This is a genomic window from Nocardioides sp. Leaf374 (assembly GCF_916862475.1).
In the GTDB taxonomy this organism is placed as follows: domain Bacteria; phylum Actinomycetota; class Actinomycetes; order Propionibacteriales; family Nocardioidaceae; genus Nocardioides; species Nocardioides kribbensis.
This window is the reverse complement of the sequence record NZ_CAKASO010000002.1, coordinates 37,981-63,932: the sequence shown is the minus strand read 5'-3', so window position 1 is coordinate 63,932 and position 25,952 is coordinate 37,981. Positions and strand designations below refer to the sequence as shown.

At 73.5% G+C, this 25,952-nt stretch carries 23 protein-coding genes; 20 read left to right on the top strand and 3 right to left on the bottom strand.

Annotated elements, in window-relative coordinates:
* Positions 1-20 precede the first annotated feature (20 nt).
* The gene (gene glgX / locus LPA27_RS01370) at positions 21-2,252 is read right to left on the bottom strand and encodes a glycogen debranching protein GlgX (RefSeq protein ID WP_228941233.1); all 2,232 of its coding nucleotides are present in this window, start codon (positions 2,250-2,252) and stop codon (positions 21-23) included.
* 164 nt (positions 2,253-2,416) lie between these two features.
* On the opposite strand from glgX, the gene LPA27_RS01365 reads away from it, so the two are divergent.
* The 7 genes from LPA27_RS01365 to LPA27_RS01335 all read left to right on the top strand — a co-directional run bounded on the left by LPA27_RS01365 (position 2,417) and on the right by LPA27_RS01335 (position 8,669).
* The gene (locus tag LPA27_RS01365; protein ID WP_056903171.1) at positions 2,417-3,562 is read left to right on the top strand and encodes an acyl-CoA dehydrogenase family protein; all 1,146 of its coding nucleotides are present in this window, start codon (positions 2,417-2,419) and stop codon (positions 3,560-3,562) included.
* 96 nt (positions 3,563-3,658) lie between these two features.
* A complete protein-coding gene (locus tag LPA27_RS01360) occupies positions 3,659-4,417 on the top strand; it encodes a VIT1/CCC1 transporter family protein (RefSeq protein ID WP_228941232.1) in 759 nt (252 codons plus the stop codon).
* A 168-nt stretch (positions 4,418-4,585) separates the two neighbouring features.
* Positions 4,586-5,179, top strand: coding sequence for an RNA 2',3'-cyclic phosphodiesterase (gene thpR / locus LPA27_RS01355; protein ID WP_228941231.1), 594 nt, complete (start codon positions 4,586-4,588; stop codon positions 5,177-5,179).
* A gap of 73 nt (positions 5,180-5,252) precedes the next feature.
* A complete protein-coding gene (locus LPA27_RS01350; RefSeq protein WP_228941230.1) occupies positions 5,253-6,434 on the top strand; it encodes an NAD(P) transhydrogenase subunit alpha in 1,182 nt (393 codons plus the stop codon).
* Positions 6,431-6,766 (top strand): NAD(P) transhydrogenase subunit alpha, encoded by a 336-nt coding sequence (locus LPA27_RS01345; RefSeq protein WP_056863120.1) that lies wholly within the window; start codon positions 6,431-6,433, stop codon positions 6,764-6,766. The genes LPA27_RS01350 and LPA27_RS01345 overlap by 4 nt, the downstream gene beginning before the upstream one ends.
* Complete coding sequence (locus tag LPA27_RS01340) at positions 6,763-8,166, top strand: NAD(P)(+) transhydrogenase (Re/Si-specific) subunit beta (RefSeq protein WP_056903172.1); 1,404 nt, start codon at positions 6,763-6,765, stop codon at positions 8,164-8,166. The genes LPA27_RS01345 and LPA27_RS01340 overlap by 4 nt, the downstream gene beginning before the upstream one ends.
* 71 nt (positions 8,167-8,237) lie before the next feature.
* Positions 8,238-8,669, top strand: a complete 432-nt coding sequence (locus tag LPA27_RS01335; protein WP_228941229.1) for an organic hydroperoxide resistance protein — start codon at positions 8,238-8,240, stop codon at positions 8,667-8,669.
* 211 nt (positions 8,670-8,880) lie between these two features.
* On the opposite strand, the gene upp is transcribed toward LPA27_RS01335, so the two are convergent.
* Positions 8,881-9,522, bottom strand: a complete 642-nt coding sequence (gene upp / locus LPA27_RS01330) for a uracil phosphoribosyltransferase (RefSeq protein WP_056903174.1) — start codon at positions 9,520-9,522, stop codon at positions 8,881-8,883.
* Between the two features lie 205 nt (positions 9,523-9,727).
* Between upp and LPA27_RS01325 the strand changes: the two genes are divergently transcribed.
* Complete coding sequence (locus LPA27_RS01325; protein ID WP_056863124.1) at positions 9,728-10,213, top strand: tRNA adenosine deaminase-associated protein; 486 nt, start codon at positions 9,728-9,730, stop codon at positions 10,211-10,213.
* Positions 10,214-10,408: 195 nt separating this feature from the next.
* Positions 10,409-10,843 (top strand): nucleoside deaminase, encoded by a 435-nt coding sequence (locus tag LPA27_RS01320; protein ID WP_228941313.1) that lies wholly within the window; start codon positions 10,409-10,411, stop codon positions 10,841-10,843.
* Between the two features lie 338 nt (positions 10,844-11,181).
* Here the strand turns inward: LPA27_RS01320 and LPA27_RS01315 are convergent, their stop codons facing one another.
* Positions 11,182-12,204 carry a LacI family DNA-binding transcriptional regulator gene (locus LPA27_RS01315; RefSeq protein ID WP_228941228.1) on the bottom strand — a complete coding sequence of 341 codons (1,023 nt, stop codon included), beginning with the start codon at positions 12,202-12,204 and terminating at the stop codon, positions 11,182-11,184.
* 224 nt (positions 12,205-12,428) lie between these two features.
* Here LPA27_RS01315 and LPA27_RS01310 point away from each other — a divergent pair, with 224 nt between their 5' ends.
* From LPA27_RS01310 to LPA27_RS01260, 11 genes are all read left to right on the top strand, one after another.
* The gene (locus LPA27_RS01310; protein ID WP_228941227.1) at positions 12,429-14,018 is read left to right on the top strand and encodes a sugar ABC transporter ATP-binding protein; all 1,590 of its coding nucleotides are present in this window, start codon (positions 12,429-12,431) and stop codon (positions 14,016-14,018) included.
* Complete coding sequence (locus LPA27_RS01305; RefSeq protein WP_228941226.1) at positions 14,015-15,124, top strand: ABC transporter permease; 1,110 nt, start codon at positions 14,015-14,017, stop codon at positions 15,122-15,124. The genes LPA27_RS01310 and LPA27_RS01305 overlap by 4 nt, the downstream gene beginning before the upstream one ends.
* Positions 15,121-16,245 carry an ABC transporter permease gene (locus tag LPA27_RS01300; protein WP_228941225.1) on the top strand — a complete coding sequence of 375 codons (1,125 nt, stop codon included), beginning with the start codon at positions 15,121-15,123 and terminating at the stop codon, positions 16,243-16,245. The genes LPA27_RS01305 and LPA27_RS01300 overlap by 4 nt, the downstream gene beginning before the upstream one ends.
* Positions 16,242-17,273 (top strand): rhamnose ABC transporter substrate-binding protein, encoded by a 1,032-nt coding sequence (rhaS, locus tag LPA27_RS01295; RefSeq protein ID WP_228941224.1) that lies wholly within the window; start codon positions 16,242-16,244, stop codon positions 17,271-17,273. The genes LPA27_RS01300 and rhaS overlap by 4 nt, the downstream gene beginning before the upstream one ends.
* 107 nt (positions 17,274-17,380) lie before the next feature.
* Positions 17,381-17,827 carry an L-rhamnose mutarotase gene (locus LPA27_RS01290; RefSeq protein WP_228941223.1) on the top strand — a complete coding sequence of 149 codons (447 nt, stop codon included), beginning with the start codon at positions 17,381-17,383 and terminating at the stop codon, positions 17,825-17,827.
* A 3-nt stretch (positions 17,828-17,830) separates the two neighbouring features.
* Positions 17,831-19,021, top strand: coding sequence for an L-rhamnose isomerase (gene rhaI, locus LPA27_RS01285; RefSeq protein ID WP_228941222.1), 1,191 nt, complete (start codon positions 17,831-17,833; stop codon positions 19,019-19,021).
* Positions 19,022-19,107: 86 nt separating this feature from the next.
* Positions 19,108-21,144, top strand: a complete 2,037-nt coding sequence (locus tag LPA27_RS01280; protein ID WP_228941221.1) for a bifunctional aldolase/short-chain dehydrogenase — start codon at positions 19,108-19,110, stop codon at positions 21,142-21,144.
* Positions 21,141-22,661 carry a rhamnulokinase gene (locus LPA27_RS01275; protein ID WP_228941220.1) on the top strand — a complete coding sequence of 507 codons (1,521 nt, stop codon included), beginning with the start codon at positions 21,141-21,143 and terminating at the stop codon, positions 22,659-22,661. Before LPA27_RS01280 ends, LPA27_RS01275 begins: the two co-directional genes overlap by 4 nt.
* Positions 22,662-22,781: 120 nt before the next feature.
* Positions 22,782-23,579: a (Fe-S)-binding protein gene (locus tag LPA27_RS01270; protein ID WP_228941312.1), complete on the top strand. Its 798-nt coding sequence runs from the start codon at positions 22,782-22,784 to the stop codon at positions 23,577-23,579.
* A complete protein-coding gene (locus tag LPA27_RS01265) occupies positions 23,576-25,129 on the top strand; it encodes a lactate utilization protein B (protein ID WP_228941219.1) in 1,554 nt (517 codons plus the stop codon). Before LPA27_RS01270 ends, LPA27_RS01265 begins: the two co-directional genes overlap by 4 nt.
* On the top strand, positions 25,122-25,835 hold the full coding sequence (locus LPA27_RS01260) for a LutC/YkgG family protein (protein ID WP_228941218.1): 714 nt from the start codon (positions 25,122-25,124) through the stop codon (positions 25,833-25,835). Before LPA27_RS01265 ends, LPA27_RS01260 begins: the two co-directional genes overlap by 8 nt.
* The last annotated feature ends 117 nt before the right edge of the window (positions 25,836-25,952 follow it).

Sequence of the window (25,952 nt, the reverse complement as noted above, 5' to 3'; positions counted from 1 at the left end):
CCCGGGGGAGGTCCCGGCCATCAGACGCCCTCGGGGCCGCCGGCGGCGGTCTGCTCGGTGGTGGTGGTCAGCGCCTTGACCGAGGCGGCCACGGAGCTGTCGGGCTCGGGCTCGACGTCGGCGTGCTGCTGGAGCACGACGACGCTGCGCCCGGTCAGCGGCAGGGCGGCGCCGGCGTCGAGGGACTGGCCCCGCTCGTGGCCGCCCGCGGTGTCGATGACGATGCTCCAGCGCTCGGCGTACTCACCGGGGGGCAGGGTGACCTCGACGTCCTCCGCGCAGGGGTGGAAGTAGAGCAGGAAGTGGTCGTCGACGATGCGCTGGCCGCGGGCGTCGAGACCCGCGATGCCCTGGCCGTTGAGGTACATGCCGATCGCTCGGCAGCCGCCCTCGGCGTCGCCGGCCTCCCAGTCGCCGTCGCCCATGGGGCGGCCCTCGGTGTGCAGCCACACGATGTCGTCGAGGCGCTCGCCGTCGTCGGAGCGCACCTCGTTGCCGGTGAAGAAGCGCTTGCGGCGGAAGGTCGGGTGCTCGGCGCGCAGCCGCGCGACGGAGGCGGTGAACTCCACCAGCGGCTCGTCGAGGCGGTCCCAGTGCATCCAGGCGATCTCGGAGTCCTGGGCGTAGGTGTTGTTGTTGCCGTCCTGGGTGCGGCCGGCCTCGTCGCCGTGCAGCAGCATCGGCACGCCCTGGGAGAGCAGCAGGGTGGTGAGGTAGTTGCGCTGGGTGCGGGCGCGCAGCTCGAGCACGGCCTCGTCGTCGGTGGGGCCCTCGACGCCGTGGTTCCACGAGCGGTTGTGGCTCTCGCCGTCGTTGTTGTCCTCGCCGTTGGCCTCGTTGTGCTTCTCGTTGTAGGAGACGAGGTCGCGCAGCGTGAAGCCGTCGTGGGCGGTGACGAAGTTGATGCTGGCGAAGGGGCGGCGACCCGAGTGCTCGTAGAGGTCGGAGGAGCCGGCCAGGCGGCTGGCGAAGTCGCCCAGGGAGGGCTCGCCGCGCCAGAAGTCGCGCACGACGTCGCGGTAGGCGCCGTTCCACTCCGACCACTGGGGCGGGAAGCCGCCGACCTGGTAGCCGCCGGGGCCGACGTCCCAGGGCTCGGCGATGAGCTTGACCTGGCTGACCACCGGGTCCTGCTGCACGAGCTCGAAGAAGGTGGCGAGGCGGTCGACCTCGTAGAACTCGCGGGCCAGGGTGGAGGCGAGGTCGAAGCGGAAGCCGTCGACGTGCATCTCGGTGACCCAGTAGCGCAGCGAGTCCATGATCAGCTGCAGCGAGTGGGGGTGGCGGACGTTGAGGCTGTTGCCGGTGCCCGTGTAGTCCATGTAGTAGCGCTGGTCGTCCTCGACCAGGCGGTAGTAGGCCTGGTTGTCGATGCCCTTGAAGCTCAGCGTGGGGCCGAGGTGGTTGCCCTCGGCGGTGTGGTTGTAGACGACGTCGAGGATGACCTCGATGCCCTCGGCGTGCATGGCCTTGACCATGGCCTTGAACTCCTGCACCTGCATCCCGCGGCCGTGCTCGTCGCGCGCGGCGGCGGCGTAGTCGGCGTGGGGGGCCAGGAAGGCCAGGGTGTTGTAGCCCCAGTAGTTGCGCAGGCCCTTCTCGAGCAGCGTGTTGTCCTGGATGAACTGGTGCACCGGCATCAGCTCGATCGCGGTCACCCCGAGCCGCTTGAGGTGGCTGGTGACCGAGGGGTGGGCCAGGCCGGCGTAGGTGCCGCGCAGCGCCTCGGGCACGTCGGGGTGCAGCTCGGTCAGGCCCTTGACGTGGGCCTCGTAGATGACCGTCTCGTTGTAGGGCACGTGCGGCTTGCGGTCGCCCTCCCAGTCGAAGAAGGGGTTGATGACGACGCCGAGCATCATGTGGGCGGCGGAGTCGTCGTCGTTGCGCGACTCCTCGTCGCCGAACTCGTAGGCGAAGAGGCTGGGGTCCCAGTCGATCTCGTGGGTGGTCGCCTTGGCGTAGGGGTCGAGCAGCAGCTTGTTGGGGTTGCAGCGCAGGCCCTGCTCGGGCGCCCAGGGGCCGTGCACGCGGTAGCCGTAGCGCTGGCCGGGCTGCACCTGCGGGAGGTAGCAGTGCCAGACGTGGGCGTCGACCTCGGTCAGCTCCAGGCGGGTCTCGGTGAAGTCCTCGCCGCTGCCCTCGAAGAGGCACAGCTCCACGCGCTCGGCGACCTCGCTGAAGAGGGCGAAGTTGGTGCCGCTCCCGTCGTAGGTCGCTCCGAGCGGGTAGGCGTGGCCGGGCCAGATCTCCATGGGTACTCCGTGCTGGTTCTCGAGGGTGCAGGTGGGGGTCCAACCTTGGATCGATCAAAGCACGACCGGCCGGCAGCAGGCCCACCCCTGAGGGGGGCAGGGCGTGATCCACCCCTCTCCCGGGGCGTCTTCACCCCTCGGTTACCCACCGGTAGCCTGGCGCCATGAAGCGCGCGATCTACGACGAGGACCACGAGGCGTTCCGGGCATCGGTGAAGGAGTTCGTCGACCGCTCCGTCACCCCGCACGCCGAGGAGCACCTGGAGGCCAAGGGCCTGCCCCGCGACTTCTGGCTCGAGGCCGGCAAGCAGGGCCTGCTCGGGCTCGAGGTGCCCGAGCAGTACGGCGGCATGGGCGCCGGCGACTACCGCTTCAACGCGGTGCTCACCGAGGAGCTGTCGAAGGTCAACGCCTCGCTGCCCTCCTGCGTGGGCATCCACTCCGACATCGTGGCGCCCTACCTCGTGGAGCTGACCACCGAGGAGCAGCGCCAGCGCTGGCTGCCGGGCGTGGCCAGCGGCGAGCTGCTCACGGCCATCGGCATGACCGAGCCCTCCGGCGGCTCCGACCTCGCCGCGCTCAAGACCACCGCGGTGCGCGACGGCGACCAGTGGGTGCTCAACGGCTCGAAGACCTTCATCACCAACGGCTACTCCGCCGACCTCGTCGTCGTGGCCGCCCGCACCTCCCCGGAGAAGAAGGCCAAGGGCATCACGCTCTTCGGCGTCTCCACCTCGCTGCCCGGCTTCTCGCGCGGGCGCAAGCTCGACAAGGTCGGCCAGCCCGAGTCCGACACCGCCGAGCTGTTCTTCGAGGACCTGCGCCTCACCGACGACGACGTCGTGGGCGAGCTCGACCAGGGCTTCATCCACATGATGCAGAACCTCCCGCAGGAGCGGCTCAACTGCGCGGTCTCCAACCTGGCCCACGCCAAGCAGATCCTCGCCGAGACCATCGTCTACGCCCAGGAGCGCAAGGCCTTCGGCCAGGGCATCGGCTCCTTCCAGCACAACAAGTTCCTCCTCGCCGAGCTGGTGACCCAGATCGACGTCACCCAGTCCTTCGTCGACGAGTGCGTGCTCGCCCACACCCGCGCCGAGCTGACCCCCATCGACGCCGCCAAGGCCAAGTGGTGGACCTCGCAGGTGCAGAACGACGTGCTCGACCACTGCGTGCAGCTGCACGGCGGCTACGGCTTCATGAACGAGTACCGCGTGGCCCGCGCCTGGAAGGACGCCCGCGTCTCGAAGATCTGGGCCGGCTCCAACGAGATCATGAAGGAGCTCATCGGCCGCGACCTCGGCCTCTGAGCGCCGCGGTGCGGCTCCGGCCGGCCCGCCGAGGGGTGCGGGCAGCCCAGCCTCGCCTTGCTTGTCGTGGGCGGCGGCCGGGGTCATGATCGGCGCGTGACCACCGACCTGGACCACGGCGCCGACGGGCTCCCCGGCGAGCCCCAGCCCGGCCCCCACGCCGACGAGCCGCACGTCGAGGGCCGCAACAACCGCCTCAACTGGCTGCGCGCCGGGGTGCTCGGGGCCAACGACGGCATCGTGTCGACCGCCGGCATCGTGATGGGCGTGGCCGGCGCGACCACCGACCGCACCGCGATCCTCGTGGCCGGCGTCGCCGGCCTGACCGCCGGCGCGCTCAGCATGGGCGCGGGGGAGTACGTCTCGGTCAGCACCCAGCGCGACGCCGAGGAGGCGCTGCTGGCCAAGGAGGAGCGCGAGCTGCGCGAGGACCCGGAGGACGAGCTGGCCGAGCTGGCGGGGCTCTACGTCGACAAGGGCCTCTCGCAGGACCTCGCGCTCCAGGTCGCTCGCCAGCTCACCGCGCACGACGCCCTCGGCGCGCACGCCGAGGCCGAGCTGGGCATCGACCCCGAGGACCTCACCAGCGCCTGGTCGGCGGCCTTCGCCTCGATGGTCGCCTTCACCCTCGGCGCGCTGCTCCCGCTGCTGACCATCACCCTCGTGCCGGCCTCGCTGCGGATCTGGGTCACCGTCGTCTCGGTGGCCCTCGCCCTGGCCCTCACCGGCTGGACCAGCGCCCGCCTCTCCGACGGCCCCCCGCAGCGCGCCCTGGCGCGCAACGTCGCCGGCGGCCTCTTCGCCATGGGCGTCACCTACCTCGTCGGCGCCCTGCTCGGCACCCGCATCGGCTGAGCGAGCACCGGGGGCCCTGCCGGAAACCCCGTCGACCCCGCGGGCGGTCGGCTCCTAGCATCGCCGGGTGCCCCCGGCCCCGCTGCTCCTCCCCGTCGCGCCGACGCTGCCGACCTCGCCGGCCTCGACGGTCCCACCCGCCCGGTCGGCCACCTCCGGGCCCCGCGCGTGAGCGGGCGCGACCGCGGCGCCCGGCTGCGGCTCTTCGTCGCGCTCGTGCCGCCACCGGAGGCGCTCGAGCACCTCGACGCGTTCCTCGAGCCGCGCCGCGCGGCGGCACCCTTCCGCTGGAGCGCCGCCGAGCAGGTGCACCTCACGCTCGCCTTCTGCCCGGCCGCGCCCGAGCGCGTGCTCGACGACATGGTCGAGGCGCTGGCGCTCGCAGCGGCCCGCCGTACGCCGCTCCGGGCGCGGGTCGCCGGCGGCGGCGCCTTCCCCGATCCGCTGACGGCGCGCGTGCTGTGGGCGGGCCTCGACCTCGACGACGACGCGCGTGCCGAGCTCGACCGGCTCGCCGCCGGGGTGCGGGGCGCGGCCTCGCACGTCGGCGCCGCGCCCGAGGGCCAGCGCTTCCGACCCCACCTGACCGTGGGCCGCCTCGGCGCGCCCGCCGGGGTGCTCGACTGGGTCCGGCTGCTCGACACCTACGCCGGCCCGGCGTGGACCGCCGACGAGGTCGCGCTGCTGTCGTCCCACCTCGGGGAGGGCCCGCGCGGGCGACCGCGCCACGAGGTGCTCGCGACACTGCCGCTGGGCGGCTGAGGCCGGCCCGACCACGCCCGCCGGTGCGGCGTGGGGGGCGCGCAAGGGGTGCCGGCGGGGCTACGTTGCCCGGGTGAGGATCGCCGTGGCCCGCGAGACCCGACCCGGGGAGACCCGGGTCGCGCTGGTGCCCGAGCTCGTGGGCGCGCTCACCGCGCTGGGCTACGACGTGGTGGTCGAGCCGGGCGCGGGCCTGGGCGCGCTGGCCGAGGACGCCGACTACGAGGCGGCCGGCGCCACGGTCGAGGACCGTGCCGTGGAGGACGCCGACGTGGTGGTCTCGGTGCAACCGCTGGAGCGCGCCACCGCGCGACGCCTGGCCAGCGGCTCGACCACGGTGTCGTTCCTGCCCGCGGCCCAGGAGCTCGACCTGGTCGCCGACCTGCGCGACCTGCGGATCAGCAGCTTCGCGATGGAGCTGGTGCCGCGGATCTCACGGGCCCAGTCGATGGACGCCCTGAGCTCGCAGTCGCTGGTCGCGGGCTACCGCTGCGCCGTGGTCGCCGCCGGGCTGCTGCGGCGCTTCCTGCCGCTGAACATGACCGCCGCCGGCACGGTCGAGCCCGCCCAGGTCGTCGTGCTCGGCGCGGGCGTGGCCGGGCTGCAGGCCATCGCCACCGCCAAGCGGCTCGGCGCGGTCGTGCGGGCCTACGACGTGCGTCCCTCCTCCGCGGAGGAGATCGCCTCGATGGGCGCCCGCGCCATCGACCTCGACCTCCCGCCGCTCGAGGGCAGCGGCGGCTACGCGCGCGAGATGGACGAGGAGCGGGCGCGGCTGCAGCGCGAGCTCCTGGCGCCCCACGTCGCCGCCGCCGACGCGCTCATCACGACCGCCGCCGTGCCCGGCCGCACCGCCCCGCTGCTGGTGACCCGCGCGATGGTCGAGGCCATGGCGCCCGGCTCCGTGGTCGTCGACCTGGCCGCCGACTCCGGCGGCAACGTCGAGGGCTCGGTGCCCGGCGAGCTGGTGCGCGTCGGCGCCGCCCAGGTCTGGGGCGGGCGCAACGTGCCGGCCCAGATGCCCCAGCCGGCCTCGCGCCTCTACGCCCAGAACGTCGTCAACCTGGTGGCCCTGATGACCCGCCCGGCCACCGCCGACGCGCCCGCGGCCCTCGCCCCCGACCTCGCCGACGAGGTGCTCGACGCCGCCTGCGTCACCCACGACGGCGTGGTGCGCCACGGTCCCACCCGCGCCCTGCTCGAGGGCCCGTCCGACGGCCCACCCGTCGGCCCGTCCACCGGAGGAGCACCGTGACCGACGACCCGATCGTGTGGCTGACCGTCTTCGTGCTCAGCGTCTTCGTCGGCATCGAGGTCGTCGGCAAGGTCTCCTCGACCCTGCACACCCCGCTGATGTCGGGCGCCAACGCCATCCACGGCGTCATCCTGCTGGGCGCGGTGCTCGTCACCGGCACCGCCGAGAGCACCCTGGGCCTCGTCGTGGGCCTGGTCGCGGTGGTGCTGGCCACCGTCAACATGGTCGGCGGCTTCGTGGTCACCGACCGCATGCTGCAGATGTTCGTGCGCCGCCGTCCCGGTCCCGGGTCGCAGGCGCCGGACGCCCCCCGGCGCGGGGGCCGGGCGTGAGCACCGCGGCCGAGCTGGTCTACCTGCTCTGCGCGGTCGGCTTCATCCTCGCACTCAAGGGTCTCTCGGGGCCGCGCACGGCGCGCGCCGGCAACCTGGTCGGCGCCGCGGCGGCCGTGGTGGCCGTGGCGGTGCCCTTCGTCGACTCCGGGGTGCCCGGCGGCCTCGACCACGTGCCGCTCATCCTGGCCGCGGTCGCGCTCGGCTCCGTGGTGGGCGTGGTCGGGGCCCGGCGGGTGCAGATGACCCAGATGCCGCAGATGGTGGCCCTCTTCAACGGCGTCGGCGGCGGCGCTGCCGCCCTGGTGGCACTGCTGGAGCTCGACCACCAGGCCGCCCTGGCGGCCACCGCCCCCGGGTCGACGGGGTGGTTCGACGTCGCCGCCACCGTCTTCACCGTCGTGGTCGGCTCGGTCTCGCTGGCCGGCTCCGTGGTCACCTTCGCCAAGCTCCAGGAGCTGATGACCTCCCGCCCCGTGCTCTTCCGCGGCCTCCCGGTGGTCTTCGCGGTCGGGCTGGTCGCCGCCGTGGTGCTCGCCGTGCTGTGCGTGCGCGACCCCTCGGTCGGCCTCGGGATCGGCCTGGGCGTGCTCGGGCTCGCGCTCGGCGTGCTGCTGGTGCTGCCGGTCGGCGGGGCCGACGTACCGATCGTGATCTCGCTGCTCAACGCCTTCACCGGGCTGAGCGTCGCCGCCGGCGGCTACGTGCTGGCCAACACCACCCTGCTGGTGGCCGGCACCCTCGTCGGGGCCTCCGGCACCTTCCTCACCCTGCTCATGGCCCGCGCGATGGGCCGCTCCACCGCCCACGTGCTCTTCGGCGCCCTGCGCGGCGGCTCCACCCTCGGCGCGGGCGAGGCCTCCGACCGGCCCGTGCGCAGCGCCGGGCCCGCCGACGTCGCGATCCTGCTGGCCTACGCCGAGCGCGTCATCGTCGTGCCCGGCTACGGCCTCGCCGTCGCGCAGGCCCAGCACACCCTGCGCGAGCTCGTCGACGTGCTCGGCGCGCGCGGCACCCGCGTCGACTACGCCATCCACCCCGTCGCGGGGCGCATGCCGGGCCACATGAACGTGCTGCTCGCCGAGGCCCAGGTGCCCTACGAGCAGCTGGTCGAGATGGACGACATCAACGCCGACTTCCGCGAGACCGACGTCGTGCTCGTCGTCGGCGCCAACGACGTGGTCAACCCCGCCGCCCGCACCACCCCGTCGGCGCCGATCTACGGCATGCCGATCCTCGACGTCGACCAGGCCCGCCAGGTCGTCTTCCTCAAGCGCTCGATGCGCCCCGGCTTCGCCGGCATCGAGAACGACCTGCTCCACGAGCCGACCACCACGCTGCTCTTCGGCGACGCCAAGGACTCCCTCACCAGGCTGCTCGCCGCCCTCAAGGCGCTCTGAGCGGCTCCCACATCGCGAGACGTGGGGCGAGGTCGGGGAAGAGACCGCGGGGGCGACGTGTTGGAGCGGGCATGACCAACACACCGGAGAAGATCGTCTACACCGCCCGCGCCTCCGTCACCGGCGGCCGCCAGGGTCGCGCGACCTCGGAGGACGGCGTCCTCGACCTCAGCCTCACCGCCCCCAAGGAGGTCGGCGGGCCCGGCACCGGCACCAACCCCGAGCAGCTCTTCGCCGTCGGCTACGGCGCCTGCTTCCAGGGCGCGCTGACCATGGTGTCGAAGGCCCACGGCGTCGACGCCTCGGGCTCGCAGCTCGAGATCGCCGTCGGCTTCGGCCCCGAGGGCGACTCCTACGCCATCACCGCCGACATCGAGGTGACCATCCCCGGCGTCGACGACGCCAAGGCCCAGGAGCTGGTCGAGGCCGCCCACCAGGTGTGCCCCTACTCCAAGGCCACCCGCGGCAACGTGCCCGTCACCGTCGTCGGCAAGGGCGCCTGACCCTCGCACCGGATCCACTCCCGCCCTCGGGCGGGACCTCGCACGAGCCGCTGCCCTCCGGGGTGGCGGCTCGTGCCGTCTCCCGGTGGTGATTGGCGGTGCCGGGTGGCGGGCGGTGCCGGGTGGCGGGCGGTGCCGGGTGGCGGGCGGTGCCGGCTGACGGGCGGTGCCGGGTGGCGCCGTCAGCCGTGCGTCGCCCCGGGCGCTCGGGTCAGTGGGCCACGCCGTACAGCCGGTCGCCGGCGTCGCCGAGCCCGGGCACGATGTAGCCGTTCTCGTCGAGGCGCTCGTCCATCGCGGCGGTGACGACGGTGACCGGCACGCCGATGTCCTCGAGCTCCTGCTCCAGGCGCGCGCAGCCCTCGGGGGCGGCCAGCAGGCAGATGGCGGTGATGTGGTCGGCGCCGCGGTCGGTGAGGAAGCGGATGGCCGCGGCGAGCGTGCCGCCGGTGGCCAGCATCGGGTCGAGCACGTAGCACTGGCGCCCCGAGAGATCCTCGGGCAGGCGCTCGGCGTAGGTGGAGGCCTCGAGGGTCTCCTCGTTGCGCACCATGCCCAGGAAGCCGACCTCGGCCGTCGGCAGCAGCCGCATCATGCCGTCGAGCATGCCGAGACCGGCGCGCAGGATCGGCACCACGAGCGGCTTGGGGGAGGCCAGGCGGACCCCGGTGGCGGCCGAGACGGGCGTGCGGATCTCGACGGTCGCGACGCGCACGTCGCGGGTGGCCTCGTAGGCCAGCAGCGTCACCAGCTCGTCGGCCAGGGCGCGGAAGGTCGGGGAGTCGGTGCGCTCGTCGCGCAGCGTGGTGAGCTTGTGGGTGACGAGCGGGTGGTCCACGACGTGGGTGCGCATGCGCGAAACCCTAGGGCACGCCGACGGCGCCGGCTCAGCCGTCGGTCAAGCCCGTCGCGCAGGGGTGGCCCCGGCCACCCCGGTCTGTCACGCTGGGGTCGGGCCACCTCCGGCGACCCGCACCACTCCAGCCACCACCCGGTCATCCCTCGGGCACCGCCCGGGCGCCGACCGGGGCCACGGACGCAGCGGACGGGAGAGCACCGTGAGCGAGCAGATCGACGCGGTCGACTTCGCGGTGGCGGCCTACCGCGAGCAGGGCCGCTGGAGCGTGCAGGAGATCACCCACCACCACCTCGACGACGTCGAGACCCTGGCCGAGGCGCTGCGCCGCCTGCCCGGCGAGGGCGGCGCGATCGGCATGGTGGCCGTCGACGAGGACTGGTTCCTGCTGCTCCGGGTCGCCGGCACGTCGGTGCGCCTGCTGCTCTCCGACGTCACCGCCGCCGACGACTGGGACCTCGCCGACTCCGCGCTGGAGCACCTCGGCCTGCCCGACCTCGGCGACGACGACGAGCAGGTGCCCGCCGGTGACCTCGGCCTGCTCGCCGACCTCGGCATGCACGAGCTCGACCTGGGGGTGCTGCTCGACGACGTCGACCTCTACCCCGACGAGATCCTCTCCGACGTCGCCCGCCGCCTCGGCTTCGGCGAGCTCTTCGACGACGTCGTCGGCATGGTTGACGTCTGACCCACCCCGGCGTACGCCGCCCCGCGCCCACTCGGCCCCGCCGCCGCTCACTCGGCCCGTCGCCGCCCGCGCCGCCCCGGGCACGCGGCCTGCCCCGCGCCGCCCCGCGCCCACTCGGCCCCGCGCGGTCGGACGACCCGGCATGATGCCGCCATGACCTCCTCGCCGGCCGCCCGCACCGCGTGGGAGCCCGCCATGCGCGAGGCCCTGGCCGAGGCCCGGGCCGCGCTGGGCACCGGCGACGTGCCGATCGGCGCGGTGGTCCTCGACGGTGACGGCGCCGTCGTGGGGCGGGGCCGCAACGTGCGCGAGGCCGAGGCCGACCCGACCGGCCACGCCGAGGTGGTCGCGCTGCGCGAGGCCGCCCGCGCCCGCGGGGAGTGGCGCCTCGACGGCTGCACCCTCGTGGTCACCCTCGAGCCGTGCACGATGTGCGCCGGCGCCGCCGTGCTCAGCCGGGTCGACCGCGTCGTGCTCGGCGCCTGGGACGACAAGGCCGGCGCCGTCGGCAGCCTCTGGGACGTCGTGCGCGACCGCCGGCTCAACCACCGGCCCGAGGTCGTCGCCGGCGTGCTCGCCCCCGACTCCGCCGCCCTGCTCGAGGACTTCTTCCGCGCCCACCGCGCCTGACCCCCGCGCCTGACCCCCGCGCCTCGCGGCGCCTCACCCGCGCGCCTCCGGCCTGTCCCTTCCGCCCCGCCCGTCACACCGGTCGGCCCGACCCCGCACCTGTCGGCCCACGCACGGGGCGACCAGTGCGGGTTTCGCCAGCCGGCTGGTGAAGCCCGCGTCGCGGCGTACCCGTCCCAACGTCGCTCCCGGTGGCGACCACTGCCTCCGGCCTCGGCGCCGTCCCGCCAGCCCCGCCCGTCACACCGGTCGGCCCACCCCCGCACCTGTCGGCCCACGCACGGGCCGACCAGTGCGGGTTTCGCCAGCCGGCTGGTGAAACCCGCAGACGGCCCCACCTACCCCGTCGTCGAGGCCCGGGCGACCAGCTCGGGGGTGAAGAGCACCTGGCGGTGGGTGTGGGTCTCGTCGGTGGCCTCGGCGAGGACGAGGGCGGCGGCGGTGCGACCGAGCTCCTGGCGGGGCTGACGCACGGAGGTGAGGGGCACGGCGGCGGCAGCGGCGAACTCGATGTCGTCGTAGCCGACGATGGCAAGCTGCTCGGGCACCCGGGTGCCCGAGCCGATGGCCTGCTGCAGCAGGCCGAGGGCGAGCAGGTCGTTGGCGCAGAAGGCGGCGGTGGGGCGACGGCGGGCGGGGAGCCCGGCGAGGCGCTGGCCGGCCTCGCGGCCCTCGCGCACGTCGAGGGCGGCGGTGGTGACGACGAGCAGGTCGTCCTCGGGGCGGCCGGCCTCGGCCCAGGCGCGCCGCGCGCCGGCGAGCCGCTCGCGCACCTGGCCGAGGGTGGCGGGTCCGCCGATGAAGGCGATCCGCTCGTGGCCGAGGTCGAGCAGGTGCTCGACGGCGATGCGGCCGCCGAGCTCGTCGTCGACGGAGACCGAGCACAGCGAGGCGTCGGGGCGGGTGCGGTCGACGATGACCACGGGGGTCCCGCGCCGCACGAGGTCGTCGAGGGTGGCGGAGTGGGGGTCGACGGGGGTGACCAGCACGCCCTGCACCCGCTGCTGCTCCAGCAGCGTGAGGTGGGCGGCCTCGCGGTCGGCGCGGTTGGCGCTGTTGCACAGCACCACGGTGAGGTCGACGTCCTCGGCGGCGACCTCGATGCCCTGGGCCACGTCGGTGAAGAAGGGGTTGCCGGCGTCGAGCATGACGTAGGCCAGCGTCCGGCTGGTGCCGGCGCGCAGCTGGCGCGCCGACTCGTTGCGCACGAAGCCGAGCTCGCGCATGGCGTCCTGCACGCGGGCGCGGGTGGCGGGGCTGACCCGGTCGGGGCGGTTGAGCACGTTGCTGACCGTGCCGAGGGAGACCCCGGCCGCCGCGGCGACGTCCTTGACCGAGGCGCTGCGCGCAGCGTCGCTCACACCACCACCCCTGCCTGCTCCTGCGGGTGGTCTGGACCCGCTGCTTGAAACGATCTAGGGCAGCCTAGTGCGCCGATGATCCTGTGTCCCGTGTCCGCTGACCGGACTTTTCCCCCCGAATTGCGGTAGAGCGCTTGACGGCTGTGACAGCAGTCACCTACGGTCTGGACACCGGATTGAAACCTTTCAAAACAGATGGTCCGGACGACGGAAGTGAGGAAGCCATGGCCGCAGCGGCACCCGCCGATGCCACCCTGGTGCTGCGCGACGTGGCCAAGTCCTTCGGGGCCGTGGCGGCGCTGCGCTCGGGGAGCCTGGCCGTGAGCCCGGGCTCGATCCACGCCCTCGTGGGGGAGAACGGCGCCGGCAAGTCGACGCTGGTCAAGATCGTCGCCGGTGTGCACCGCCGCGACTCCGGCGTCTTCGAGCTGCGCGGCGAGGCCGTCGACTTCGGCTCCACCGCCGAGTCCAAGTCGGCCGGCGTCGCGGTGATCTACCAGGAGCCGACGCTCTTCCCCGACCTCTCGGTCACCGAGAACATCTTCATGGGCCGCCAGCCCCTCGGTCGCGGTCGCCGCATCGACCGGGTGCGCATGCACGCCGAGGCCGAGGCCATCTTCGCCCGCCTCGGCGTCGGCCTCGACCCGCGCCGCCTGGCCCGCGGGCTGTCGATCGCCGACCAGCAGATCATCGAGATCGCCAAGGCCATCTCCCTCGACGCCCACGTGCTGATCATGGACGAGCCGACCGCCGCGCTCAGCGGCGTCGAGGTCGACCGCCTCTTCGCGGTGGCCCGCAGCCTGCGCGACGAGGGTCGGGCCCTGGTCTTCATCTCCCACCGCTTCGAGGAGGTCTTCGACCTCTGCGACACCGTCACCGTCATGCGCGACGGTGAGTACGTCGGCACGCGCGCCATCGCCGAGACCACCGTCGACCAGGTGGTCGCCCTCATGGTGGGCCGCGAGGTCACCGACCTCTTCCCCAAGACGCCCGCGCCGATCGGCGACGTGGTGCTCGACGTGCAGGGGCTGACGACGCCCGGGGTCTTCCACGACGTCACCTTCCAGGTGCGCGCCGGCGAGATCGTCGGGCTCGCGGGCCTGGTGGGTGCCGGGCGCAGCGAGATCGCCCGCGCCGTCTTCGGCGTCGACCCCTACTCCGCCGGCAGCGTCAGCCTCCACGGCGCGCCGGTCCCGCCGCGCAAGCCTCGCGCGGCGATCCGCGCCGGCATGGCCTTCATCCCCGAGGACCGCCGCAAGCAGGGCCTGGTCACCGACGCCTCGGTGGCGCGCAACGTCGCCGGCGTCATCCGCCGCGGCCTGGCCCACGCCGGCCTGCTCACCGCCCGCGACGAGAACAGGGCGGCGGGCCCGTGGGCCGGTCGCCTCGAGGTGAAGACCAGCGCGCTCGACATGAAGGCCTCCACCATGAGCGGGGGCAACCAGCAGAAGGTCGTCATCGCCAAGTGGCTGGCCACCGAGCCCACGCTGCTCATCATCGACGAGCCCACCCGCGGCATCGACGTCGGCACCAAGGCCGAGGTCCACCGGCTGCTCTCCGACCTGGCCGGTCAGGGCCTGGCCATCCTCATGATCTCCTCCGAGCTGCCCGAGGTGCTCGGCATGGCCGACCGGGTGCTCGTCGTCTGCGAGGGCCGGCTCACCGCCGACCTCGACCGTGACGCCGCGACGCCCGAGACCGTCATGCACGCCGCCACCCACCGCGAGGGCCACCTCGCCGGCGGTGCCTCCACCGACCCCGACGCCGCCGGCGCGAGCGGACCCGACACCCACCTCAAGGAGGTCTCCGCGTGAGCGCCACCCTGGTCGAGCCCAGCTCGGTCCCGCCCGCCCGGCGCCTGCTCGGCACCCTGCTGCGCTCGCGGGAGATGGCGGTGCTGACCGTCCTGCTCCTGCTCGTCGCGCTGACCACCGCGTCGAGCAGCTCGTTCCTCTTCAGCAGCGGGGGCTGGCGCGACCTGCTGCTGACGCCCTCGATCCTGCTGGTCCTGGCCGTCGGCCAGACGGCGGTCATCGTCACCCGCAACGTCGACCTCTCGGTCGGCTCGACCCTGGGGCTCACCGCCTACCTCGTGGGCAAGGTCTTCCTCGCCTACCCCGGCATCCCGGTGGTCCTGGTCTTCGTGATCGGGCTGGCCTTCGGGGCCGCCCTGGGCCTGGTCAACGGCGTGCTGGTCGCCTTCGGCAAGGTGCCCGCCCTGGTGATCACGCTCGGCACGCTCTACATCTACCGCGGCATCTTCCTGACCTGGGCCGGCAGCGACCGCATCAACGCCTCCGACCTCCCCTCGGGCTTCCTCGCCCTCGGCACCCGTCAGGTGCTGTCGATCCCCGTGCTCATCCTCATCGCCGCGGTCGCCCTGGTCGTGGTGGGCTACTACCTCCACACCGCCCGCGGCGGTCGTGAGCTCTACGCCATCGGCTCCGACCCCGACGCCGCGACGCTCTACGGCCTCAAGGTCAACCGGCGCGTGCTGGCGGCGTTCGTGCTGTGCGGCGCGCTCGCCGGCCTCGCCGGGGTCTTCTACGCCGCCCGCTACGGCTCCATCAGCTCCGGGGCGGGGCGCGACATCGAGCTCCAGGCGGTCGGCGCGGCCGTGATCGGAGGTGTCGCCATCTTCGGTGGCAGCGGCACGGTCTGGGGCGCCGCCATCGGCGCCTTCCTGCTCGTGACCATCAACCGCGCCCTGCCCGTGCTCGGCATCTCCGACTTCTGGCAGCGCGCCGTGGTCGGCGCCCTCATCCTGCTGGCGATCGTGCTCGACCGCGTGCTCCTGCTCCGCCAGGAGCGACGCCTGGTCGCCGCGCGCGACGAGGCGCCGCCGGGCGGCCCCGGACCAGGCCCGGGATCGAGCCCCGGCCCCCACGACCCCAGCGACCGGACGCAGGTGACGGCATGAGCACGACGACGACCCCGGGCGGCCCGGCGCTGAGCGAGCGGGAGACCCGCACCTACCGCGCCTACTCCCGACCGCTGTGGATGCGCGCCCTGCTGACCCGCGAGTTCGCGGTGATCTTCCTGCTCGTCGCGGTCTTCCTCTACGCCCGCGGCAGCATCGAGTTCTTCGACGGCCCGCTGACGCTGTACTACCTCTTCCTCGAGACCGCCCCGATCCTGCTCATCGCGCTGCCGATGACGATGGTGGTCATCACCGGCGAGATCGACCTCTCGGTGGCCAGCGTGGTGGGGCTCAGCTCGGTGCTCGTCGGCATCCTGCACGTCGACGCCGGGCTCTCCCTCCCGGTCGCCGGGGCCATCGCGATCGCGGTCGGCGTGGTGTGCGGTGCCTTCAACGGCTTCCTGGTCGCCTACGTCGGCCTGCCGTCGCTGGCCGTCACCATCGGCACGCTGGCGCTCTACCGCGGCATCGCGGTGGGTCTGCTCGGCACCGAGGCAAAAACCGACTTCCCGGAGAGGTGGACCGACCTGGCCCGCGAGCGCATCAGCGAGGGGTCGTCGTACCCGCTCGTGCTCGTGCCCATCGCCGTGCTGGCCGTGCTCTTCGTGCTGGTGCTGCACTTCACCCCCTTCGGGCGCGGCGTCTTCGAGATCGGGCTCAACGACGAGGCGGCGCACTTCACCGGGGTCGACGTGGCCCGCACGAAGTTCGTCACCTTCGTGCTGGCGGGCGCCATCTCCGCCTTCGCCGGCATCTACTTCACGCTCTACTACGGCAGCGCCCGCGGCGACAACGCCACCGGCATGGAGCTGCAGGTCATCGCGGCCGTGCTCCTCGGCGGCGTGTCGATCTTCGGCGGCAAGGGCGCGCTGCACGGCGTGCTGGCCGGCGTGCTCCTCATCGGCGTCATCAACTCCGCGATGCGCCTCGAGGGCTACACGGTCAACGTGATCAACATCGTGATCGGAGTGCTCCTGGTGCTCTCGGTCATCTCCTCCAGCCTTCTCTCCTGGGTCTCGGCTCTGACCTCAGGGAGGAACACCGGCCTGCTCCGCAGGCGGTCGGCAGCTACCGGCAAGCGGTCACTGCCCGAGAACACCCACGAAAGGGACGCACGATGACGCACAACCTTCGGCGCACGACCACGATCGCCGCGATGGCGCTGGTGGCCGGTCTGGGCCTGACCGCTTGCGGCAGCGACGACAGCTCCTCGTCCTCCGGCGGCGGTGGCGGCGACGCCACCTCGGTCACCTTCCTGCCCAAGAACCTGGGCAACCCCTACTTCGACACCAGCGACGCCGGCGGCGAGAAGGCCGTCGACGAGTTCGGCGGCACCTTCGAGGAGGTCGGGCCCGACACCGCGACGCCCGACGCGCAGGTGCCCTTCATCAACACCGCCGCCCAGCAGGGCGTCAACGCGCTGGTCATCTCGGCCAACGACCCGACCGCCATCTGCGACGCCCTCGACGAGGCCAGCAGCGCCGGCACCAAGATCGTCACCTTCGACTCCGACACCGACGCCGAGTGCCGCGACCTCTACATCAGCCAGGCCGACGCCGAGGGCATCGCGAAGGCCCAGGTCGACCTCATCGCCGAGCAGATCGGCGACGAGGGCGAGATCGCCATCCTCTCCGCGGCCGCCAACGCCACGAACCAGAACGAGTGGATCGACCTCATGGAGGCCGACCTCGAGGAGAACCACCCCGACATCGAGCTCGTCGACACCGTCTACGGCGACGACGACGACCAGACCTCCTTCGACAAGACCGCCGCGCTCCTGCAGTCGCACCCCGACCTCAAGGGCATCGTCTCGCCGACCACCGTCGGCATCGCGGCCGCCGCCCGCTACATCTCCACCTCCGAGTACAAGGGCAAGGTCGCCGTCACCGGTCTCGGCACCCCGAACCAGATGCGCGAGTACGTCAAGGACGGCACCGTCACCGCCTTCGCGCTGTGGAACCCCGAGGACCTCGGCTACCTGGCCGCCTACGCCGCCAAGGCCCTCGCCGACGGCGACATCGACGGCGCGGAGGGCGACACCTTCGAGGCCGGCGACCTCGGGGAGTACACCGTCGGCGCCGACGGCGTCGTGCTCCTCGGCGAGCCCTTCGTCTTCGACGAGTCGAACATCGACGACTTCGACTTCTGAGTCGGCCCCCGGTCGACACGACCGATCCGTCCGGCCGGCCCACCTGCCCGGGCCGGCCGGACCCCGGCACCACCCGTCACCAGACCACCACCCGACTCGGAGGGCCCGTGCAGCGCGTCTGCTTCCAGCTCCAGGTCCGTCCCGACCGCATCGACGAGTACCGCCGCCGCCACGCCGCGGTGTGGCCCGAGATGTGCCGGGCGCTGCACGAGACCGGCTGGCACAACTACTCGCTGTTCCTGCGCGAGGACGGACTGCTGATCGGCTACCTCGAGACCCCCGACCTCGCCGCCGCGCAGGCCGGCATGGCCGCCACCGAGGTCAACGCCCGCTGGCAGGCCGAGATGGGCGAGCTCTTCGTCGACCTCGAGGGTCTCGCCCCCGACGAGGGCTTCCTCGTCCTGGAAGAGGTCTTCCACCTCGAGGACCAGCTCCCGGACCAGCTCCCGGACCAGCTCCCGGACCAGCTCCAGGGCCAGCCGCCCGCCACCGCCACCGCCCGCACCCCGGGCCCCACCCCCGTCACCACGTCGCACACTCCCGAAGGCAGCTGAACCATGACCGACACCACGCCGCGCTTCGCCGGCATCGCGCACCAGCTCGACGGCCAGGCCATCGAGCTCCCGTCCTGGGCCTTCGGCAACTCCGGCACCCGCTTCAAGGTCTTCGGCACGCCGGGCACCCCGCGCTCGATCCAGGAGAAGGTCTCCGACGCGGCGACCGTGCACCGCTTCACCGGGCTCGCGCCCTCGGTGGCCCTGCACATCCCGTGGGACCTCACCGACGACTGGGCCGCGCTGCGCGCCCACGCCGAGGAGCAGGGCGTGGCCCTGGGCACGATCAACTCCAACACCTTCCAGGACGACGACTACAAGTTCGGCGCCCTGACCCACACCGACGCCAAGGTCCGCCAGAAGGCGATCGACCACCACTTCGAGTGCATCGACGTCATGCACGCGACCGGGTCCCGCGACCTCAAGATCTGGCTCGCCGAGGGCAGCAACTACCCCGGCCAGGCCGACCTGCGCGGGCGTCAGGACCGCCTCGCGGAGTCGCTCGCCGCGATCTACGACCGGATCGGCGAGGAGCAGCGGCTGGTGCTGGAGTACAAGTTCTTCGAGCCGGCGTTCTACCACACCGACGTGCCCGACTGGGGCACCTCCTACGCCCAGGTCAGCGCCCTGGGCGAGCGGGCCGTGGTCTGCCTCGACACCGGCCACCACGCGCCGGGCACCAACATCGAGTTCATCGTCATGCAGCTGCTGCGGCTGGGCAAGCTCGGCTCCTTCGACTTCAACAGCCGCTTCTACGCCGACGACGACCTCATCGTCGGCTCGGCCGACCCGTTCCAGCTCTTCCGGATCCTCTTCGAGGTCATCCGCGGCGGCGGCTACGGCCCGGCCAACGCCGACGGCCGCAGCGACGTCGCCTTCATGCTCGACCAGTGCCACAACGTCGAGGACAAGATCCCCGGCCAGATCCGCTCGGTGCTCAACGTCCAGGAGATGACGGCCCGCGCGCTGCTCGTCGACCGCGCCGCGCTCGCGGCGGCCCAGGAGGCCGGAGACGTGCTCGGCGCCCACGAGGTCTTCATGGACGCCTACAGCACCGACGTGCGCCCCGACCTCGCCGCCTGGCGCGAGGAGCGCGGCCTGCCCGCGTACCCGATGAAGGCCTACGCCGCCTCCGGCCACCAGCAGCAGATCGAGGCCGCCCGCGTCGGCGGCGCCCAGCTGTCCTGGACCTGAGCCGCACCCGACCCGCCCTCCCGCCGTACTCCACGTCGAACCCCACGTCGAACCCCACGTCGAACCCACCGAGGACTGACACCACCATGACCCACCCCGCGGCAGCCGACCTGATCGCCCGCTCCAACCGCCTGGGCTCCGACCCCAAGAACACCAACTACGCCGGCGGCAACACCTCCGCCAAGGGCACCGAGACCGACCCCGTCACCGGCCAGCCCGTCGAGCTGGTCTGGGTCAAGGGCTCCGGCGGCGACCTCGGCACGCTCACCGAGCAGGGCCTGGCCGTGCTCCGCCTCGACCGGATGCGCGCGCTGGTCGACGTCTACCCCGGCCTCGAGCGCGAGGACGAGATGGTCGCGGCCTTCGACTACTGCCTGCACGGCAAGGGCGGGGCCGCGCCGTCGATCGACACCGCCATGCACGGCCTGGTCGACGCCTCCCACGTCGACCACCTCCACCCCGACTCCGGCATCGCCGTCGCCACCGCGGCCGACGGTCAGGAGCTCACCTCGACGATCTTCGGCGACAAGGTGGTGTGGGTGCCGTGGCGCCGCCCCGGCTTCCAGCTCGGCCTCGACATCGCCGAGATCAAGGCGAAGAACCCCCAGGCCATCGGCTGCATCCTCGGCGGCCACGGCATCACCGCGTGGGGCGAGACCAGCGACGAGGCCGAGCGGGCCTCGCTGTGGATCATCGACACGGCCGCGGCCTACATCGCCGAGCACAGCCGGCCCGAGCCGTTCGGCCCGCCGCTGGCCGGCTACGCCCCGCTGCCGCAGGCCGAGCGCCGCGCCAAGGCCGCCGCCCTCGGCGCCACCATCCGTGGCATCGCCTCGCAGGACCGGCCCATGGTGGGCCACTTCACCGACACCGGCGAGGTCCTCGACTTCCTCGCCTCCTCCGAGCACCCCCGTCTCGGGGCGCTGGGCACCTCCTGCCCCGACCACTTCCTGCGCACCAAGGTCAAGCCGCTCGTGCTCGACCTGCCCTCCGACGCACCCGTCGAGGACTGCGTGGCGCGGCTCAAGGAGCTCGCGGTGGCCTACCGCGAGGACTACCAGGCCTACTACGACCGTCACGCCACCCCGGCGTCGCCCGCCATCCGCGGCGCCGACCCGCTCATCGTGCTCGTGCCGGGCGTCGGCATGTTCAGCTTCGGCAAGGACAAGCAGACCGCCCGCGTGGCCGGGGAGTTCTACGTCAACGCCATCAACGTGATGCGCGGCGCCGAGGGCCTGTCGACCTACGCCCCGATCGACGAGGCGGAGAAGTTCCGCATCGAGTACTGGGCGCTGGAGGAGGCCAAGCTCCAGCGGATGCCCAAGCCCAAGCCGCTGGCCACCCGCGTCGCCCTGGTCACCGGCGCCGCCGGCGGCATTGGCAAGGCCACCGCCAAGAAGCTCGCCGCCGAGGGCGCCTGCGTCGTCATCGCCGACCTGAGCCTGGAGAAGGCGCAGGCCGCCGCGGCCGAGATCGGCGGCTCCGACGTCGCCGTCGGCGTGGCCGCCGACGTCTCCGACGAGGACGCCGTGCAGGCCATGGTCGACGCGGCCGTGCTCGCCTTCGGCGGGGTCGACCTCGTCGTCAACAACGCCGGGCTCTCGCTGTCGAAGTCGCTCATGGACACCACCGCCGCCGACTGGGACCTGCAGCACAACGTGATGGCCAAGGGGTCCTTCCTGGTCTCGAAGGCGACCGCCAAGGTGATGGTCGAGCAGGAGATGGGCGGCGACATCGTCTACATCTCCTCCAAGAACTCCGTCTTCGCCGGCCCCAACAACATCGCCTACTCCGCGACCAAGGCCGACCAGGCCCACCAGGTGCGGCTGCTGGCCGCCGAGCTCGGCGCCCACGGCATCAAGGTCAACGGCGTCAATCCCGACGGCGTCGTGCAGGGCTCGGGCATCTTCGCCAGCGGCTGGGGCGCCAACCGCGCCGCGGTCTACGGCGTGGAGGAGAAGGACCTCGGCAAGTTCTACGCCCAGCGCACCATCCTCAAGCGCGAGGTGCTGCCGGAGAACATCGCCAACGCCGTCTTCGTGCTCTGCGGGCCCGACATGACCCACACGACCGGCCTGCACGTGCCGGTCGACGCGGGCGTGGCCGCGGCGTTCCTGCGGTGAGCCCGGGCACCCCGGCGAGCCCGGTGGCCGCCAGCGGCGCGCCGCTGCGGGTCGCCGCCGTCGACCTCGGCGCCACCAGCGGCCGGGTCATGGCCGCCACCGTCGCGCCGGGCCACCTCGCGCTGAGCGAGGTGCACCGCTTCGCCAACGGCGCGGTGCCCGTGCGCGGCTCGCTGTACTGGGACGTCGTGGGCATCCACCGCGAGGTGCTCGCCGGACTGCGCGCGGTGGCCCGCTCGGGCCCGCTGCACGGCATCGGGATCGACTCCTGGGCCGTCGACTACGGCCTGCTCGACCGCGACGGCGCGCTGCTGGGCAACGTGCACAGCCACCGCGACCGCCGCACCGACGGCGTGGCCGCCGAGGTGCTGCGCACCGTGCCCGCCGAGGAGCTCTACGCCGTCACCGGGCTCCAGCAGCTGCCCTTCAACACGATCTACCAGCTCGTCGCCGCCCGCGGCACCGCGGCGCTGGAGTCGGCCGAGACCCTGCTGCTGCTGCCCGACCTGCTGGCCTACTGGCTCACCGGGGAGGTCGGGGCCGAGCGCACCAACGCCTCCACCACCCAGCTCTACGACGTGAGCGCCCGCGAGTGGTCCACCGACCTGGCGCGCCGTGTCGGCGTGCCGTGGGCGATCCTGCCGCCGCTGCGCGACGCCGGCGACCGGATCGGCTGGGTCAGCCCCGACGTGGCCGCCGGGCTCGACCTCGCCCAGGACGTGCCGGTCATCGCCGTCGGCTCCCACGACACCGCCTCCGCGGTGGTCGGGGTGCCGGCCGGCGAGGAGGAGTTCGGCTACATCTCCTCGGGCACCTGGTCGCTGGTCGGGCTCGAGCTGGAGAAGCCCGTGCTGAGCGAGGCGGCGCGGGTCGCCGACTTCACCAACGAGGGCGGCGTCGACGGCACCGTGCGGTTCCTGAAGAACGTCATGGGCCTGTGGGTGCTCTCGGAGTGCGTGCGGTCCTGGACCGAGCAGGGCCTCGCCGGCACCGACCTGCCGACCCTGCTGGCCGGGGCGGGGGAGGCCCCCGCGCTGCGCACCGTGGTCGACATCAACGACCCCGCCCTGCTCGCGCCGAGCACCGCGCTCGACCCGATGCCCGACCGGGTCGTGGCGCTGGCCGCGCGGGCGGGGGAGCCGGTGCCCGAGCACCGGATGGCGCTGGTGCGCTGCGTGCTCGACTCGCTCGCCCTGGCCTACCGTCGCCACCTGCGCACCGCCGCCGACCTGGCCGGGCGCCGCCTCGAGGTCGTGCACGTCGTGGGCGGCGGGTCGCAGAACGCGCTGCTGTGCCAGCTCACCGCCGACGCGTGCGGGCTGCCCGTGCTCGCCGGGCCGGCCGAGGCGGCCGCCCTCGGCAACGTGCTGGTGCAGGCCCGCACCCTGGGCGCCGACCTGCCCGACCTGGCGGCGATGCGCGCACTCGTGCGCGCCACCCACGGGCTGCGCCGCCACGAGCCCCGCGGGGGCCACGACTGGGACGCCGCCGAGGCGCGCCTGCCCTGCGGCTCCTGACCCGCCCCCGTGCCGACCGCCGCCGACCGGCGTACGGTCGCGGAGGGAGCACGGCCCCGCACCCACCACTCCCTCCCCCCGCAGCACCGACCCGAAGGAGACACCGTGCGCGTCGCGCTGATGGTGACCTGCGTCAACGACGCGATGTTCCCCGAGACGGGGCAGGCGGTGGTGCGGCTGCTGCGGCGCCTCGGCGTCGACGTCGACTTCCCGGCGGCGCAGACGTGCTGCGCGCAGCCGATGGTCAACACCGGGTACCTGGACGAGGCGGTGCCGGTGGTGCGGACGTTCGTGGACGCCTTCGCGGGCTACGACGCGATCGTGACGCCGTCGGGCTCGTGCGCGGGCTCGGCGCGTCACCAGCACGGCATCGTGGCACGGCGCAGCGGCGACCGCTCGCTGGAGCGGGCGGTGGAGGCGACCTCGCCGAAGGTCCACGAGCTCTCGGAGTTCCTGGTCGACGTGCTGGGGGTGACCGACGTGGGGGCCTACTTCCCGCACCGCGTGACCTACCACCCGACCTGCCACTCGCTGCGGATGCTGGGCGTGGGCGACCGCCCGCGCCGGCTGCTGGAGGCGGTGCGGGGGATCCGCCTGGTCGACCTGCCGGGCGCGGAGGAGTGCTGCGGCTTCGGCGGCACCTTCGCGGTCAAGAACGCCGACACCTCGGTGGCGATGGGCTCCGACAAGGCCCGCCACGTGCGCGAGACCGGCGCGGAGGTGATGGTGGCCGGTGACAACTCCTGCCTGATGCACGTCGGTGGCCTGCTCTCGCGCGAGCGCTCGGGGGTGCGGGTGATGCACCTGGCCGAGGTGCTGGCCTCCACCGAGGAGGGCGCCGTCCTGGCCGCTCCTGCCGAGACCACCCCGGTCCAGGCCCCGATGCCGACCTCCAGCCCGAGCGGAGACATCGCATGAGCCGCACGTTCGTGGGCATGCCGCCCTTCCCGACCGCCGCGCGCGAGGCGCTCGGCGACACCCAGCTGCGCCACAACCTGGCCCACGCCACCGGCACCATCCGCGCCAAGCGGGCCAAGGTCGTCGCCGAGGTCGAGGACTGGGAGGAGCTGCGCCTGGCCGGCGCCGCCGTCAAGGAGCGCGCCCTGCGCTCCCTCGACACCCACCTGGTGCAGCTCGAGGCGACCCTGACCGCGGCCGGTGCGACGGTGCACTGGGCGCGCGACGCCGCCGAGGCCTGCGCGATCGTCGCGCAGGTCGCGAGGAGCCACGGGGTCGACGAGGTCGTCAAGGTCAAGTCGATGGCGACCGCCGAGATCGACCTCAACACCGCACTGGCCGCCGAGGGGATCGCGGCCTGGGAGACCGACCTGGCCGAGCTGATCGTGCAGCTCGGGGACGACCTGCCCAGCCACATCCTGGTGCCCGCGATCCACCGCAACCGCGCCGAGGTCCGCGAGATCTTCCGCGACCACATGGGCGAGGCCGGCCGCCCCGCGCCCGAGGGCCTCACCGATGTGCCGGCCGAGCTGGCCGGTGCGGCGCGGCTGCACCTGCGCGAGAAGTTCCTGCGGGCCAAGGTCGGCGTCTCCGGCGCCAACTTCGCCGTCGCCGAGACCGGGACCCTGGTCGTGGTGGAGTCCGAGGGCAACGGCCGGATGTGCCTGACCCTGCCCGAGGTGCTGGTCTCGGTCGTGGGCATCGAGAAGGTCGTGCCGACCTGGGCCGAGCTCGACCCGCTGCTGCGGCTGCTGCCGCGCTCCTCGACCGGGGAGCGGATGAACCCCTACACCTCCACCTGGAGCGGCGTCACCCCCGGCGACGGCCCCCAGGAGGTCCACGTCGTGCTGCTCGACAACGGGCGCACCAACGCCCTGGCCGACGAGGTCGGGCGCCAGGCGCTGCGCTGCATCCGCTGCTCGGCCTGCCTCAACGTCTGCCCCGTCTACGAGCGCACCGGCGGTCACTCCTACGGCTCGGTCTACCCCGGCCCGATCGGGGCGATCCTCAACCCGCTGATGAAGGGCACCGGCCCCGAGGGCCCCGGCGGCGCCGCGGGCGCCCAGACCGACTCGCTGCCCTACGCCTCCTCGCTGTGCGGAGCCTGCTTCGAGGTCTGCCCGGTGCGCATCGACATCCCCGAGGTGCTGGTCCACCTGCGCTCCAAGGTCGTCGACGGCCACCGCGGCGACCGCGTGCCCAAGGCCGAGGCCGTGGCCATGAAGGCCGCCGCCTGGGCCTTCACCGACGCCCGCCGCCTCGGCCTGGTCGAGAAGGCCTCCGGTCTCTCCGGCAAGGTCCTCACCCGCCTGTCGCGTACGTCGCTGCCCGGCGGTCGTGCCACCGCCGGCCGCCTCCCCGGGCCCGGCGCCGCCTGGACCGGCGCCCGCGACCTGCCCGCCCCGCCCGCCGAGTCGTTCCGCGCCTGGTGGCAGCGCACCGACGGCGGACGCACCCCCACAGGACCCGTCCCGACTGGACAGGACCGGACAGGACACGGCGATGACTGACCCCGCCACCGCACCGACCCCGCAGCCGACCTCGACACCCACCTCGGCGCGGGAGGAGATCCTGGCCCGGGTGCGCGCCGCGCTGGGCGACGTCGTGCCCGAGGCCGCAGACGCCTCGCCGGTGGTGCCGCCGCGCGCGACCCCGGCGACCCACGAGGGTGCCCACGCCGCGCTGGTGGACCTCTTCGACGAACGCGTCGCCGACTACCGCGCGGTGGTCGAGCGCTGCACCGCCGCCGAGCTGGAGGAGCGCATCGCCGCCGCCCTGCCGGTGCAGGGCCGGGTGGTCGTGCCCGCCGGGCTCGACGTACACGTGCCGCGTGCCGTGGTCGACGACCCCTCGCCCGACGCCACGTCCGACGCCTCGGACACCGCTGGGCAGGCCGGCGTGCTCAGCGCCGCCGAGCTCGACGCCTGCGTGGCCGTGGTCACCGCCGCCCGCGTCGGCGTCGCCGAGACCGGCACCATCGTGCTCGACCACACCCCCGACCAAGGCCGCCGCGCGATCACCCTCGTGCCCGACCTCCACGTCTGCATCGTGCGCGCCGACCAGGTCGTCGCCGACGTCCCCGACGCCGTGGAGCTCCTCGACCCCGCCCGCCCGCTCACCTGGATCAGCGGCCCCAGCGCCACCAGCGACATCGAACTCGACCGCGTCGAGGGCGTCCACGGCCCCCGGACCCTGCACGTGCTGCTCGTGGACTGAACCCCCCGTCGGCCGCCGAGCGGCCTGCCCCACCGGCACCACCCGTCACACCGGTCGGCCCGGACCCGCACCTGTCGGCCGACGCGTGGGCCGACAGGTGCGGGTTTCGCCAGCCGA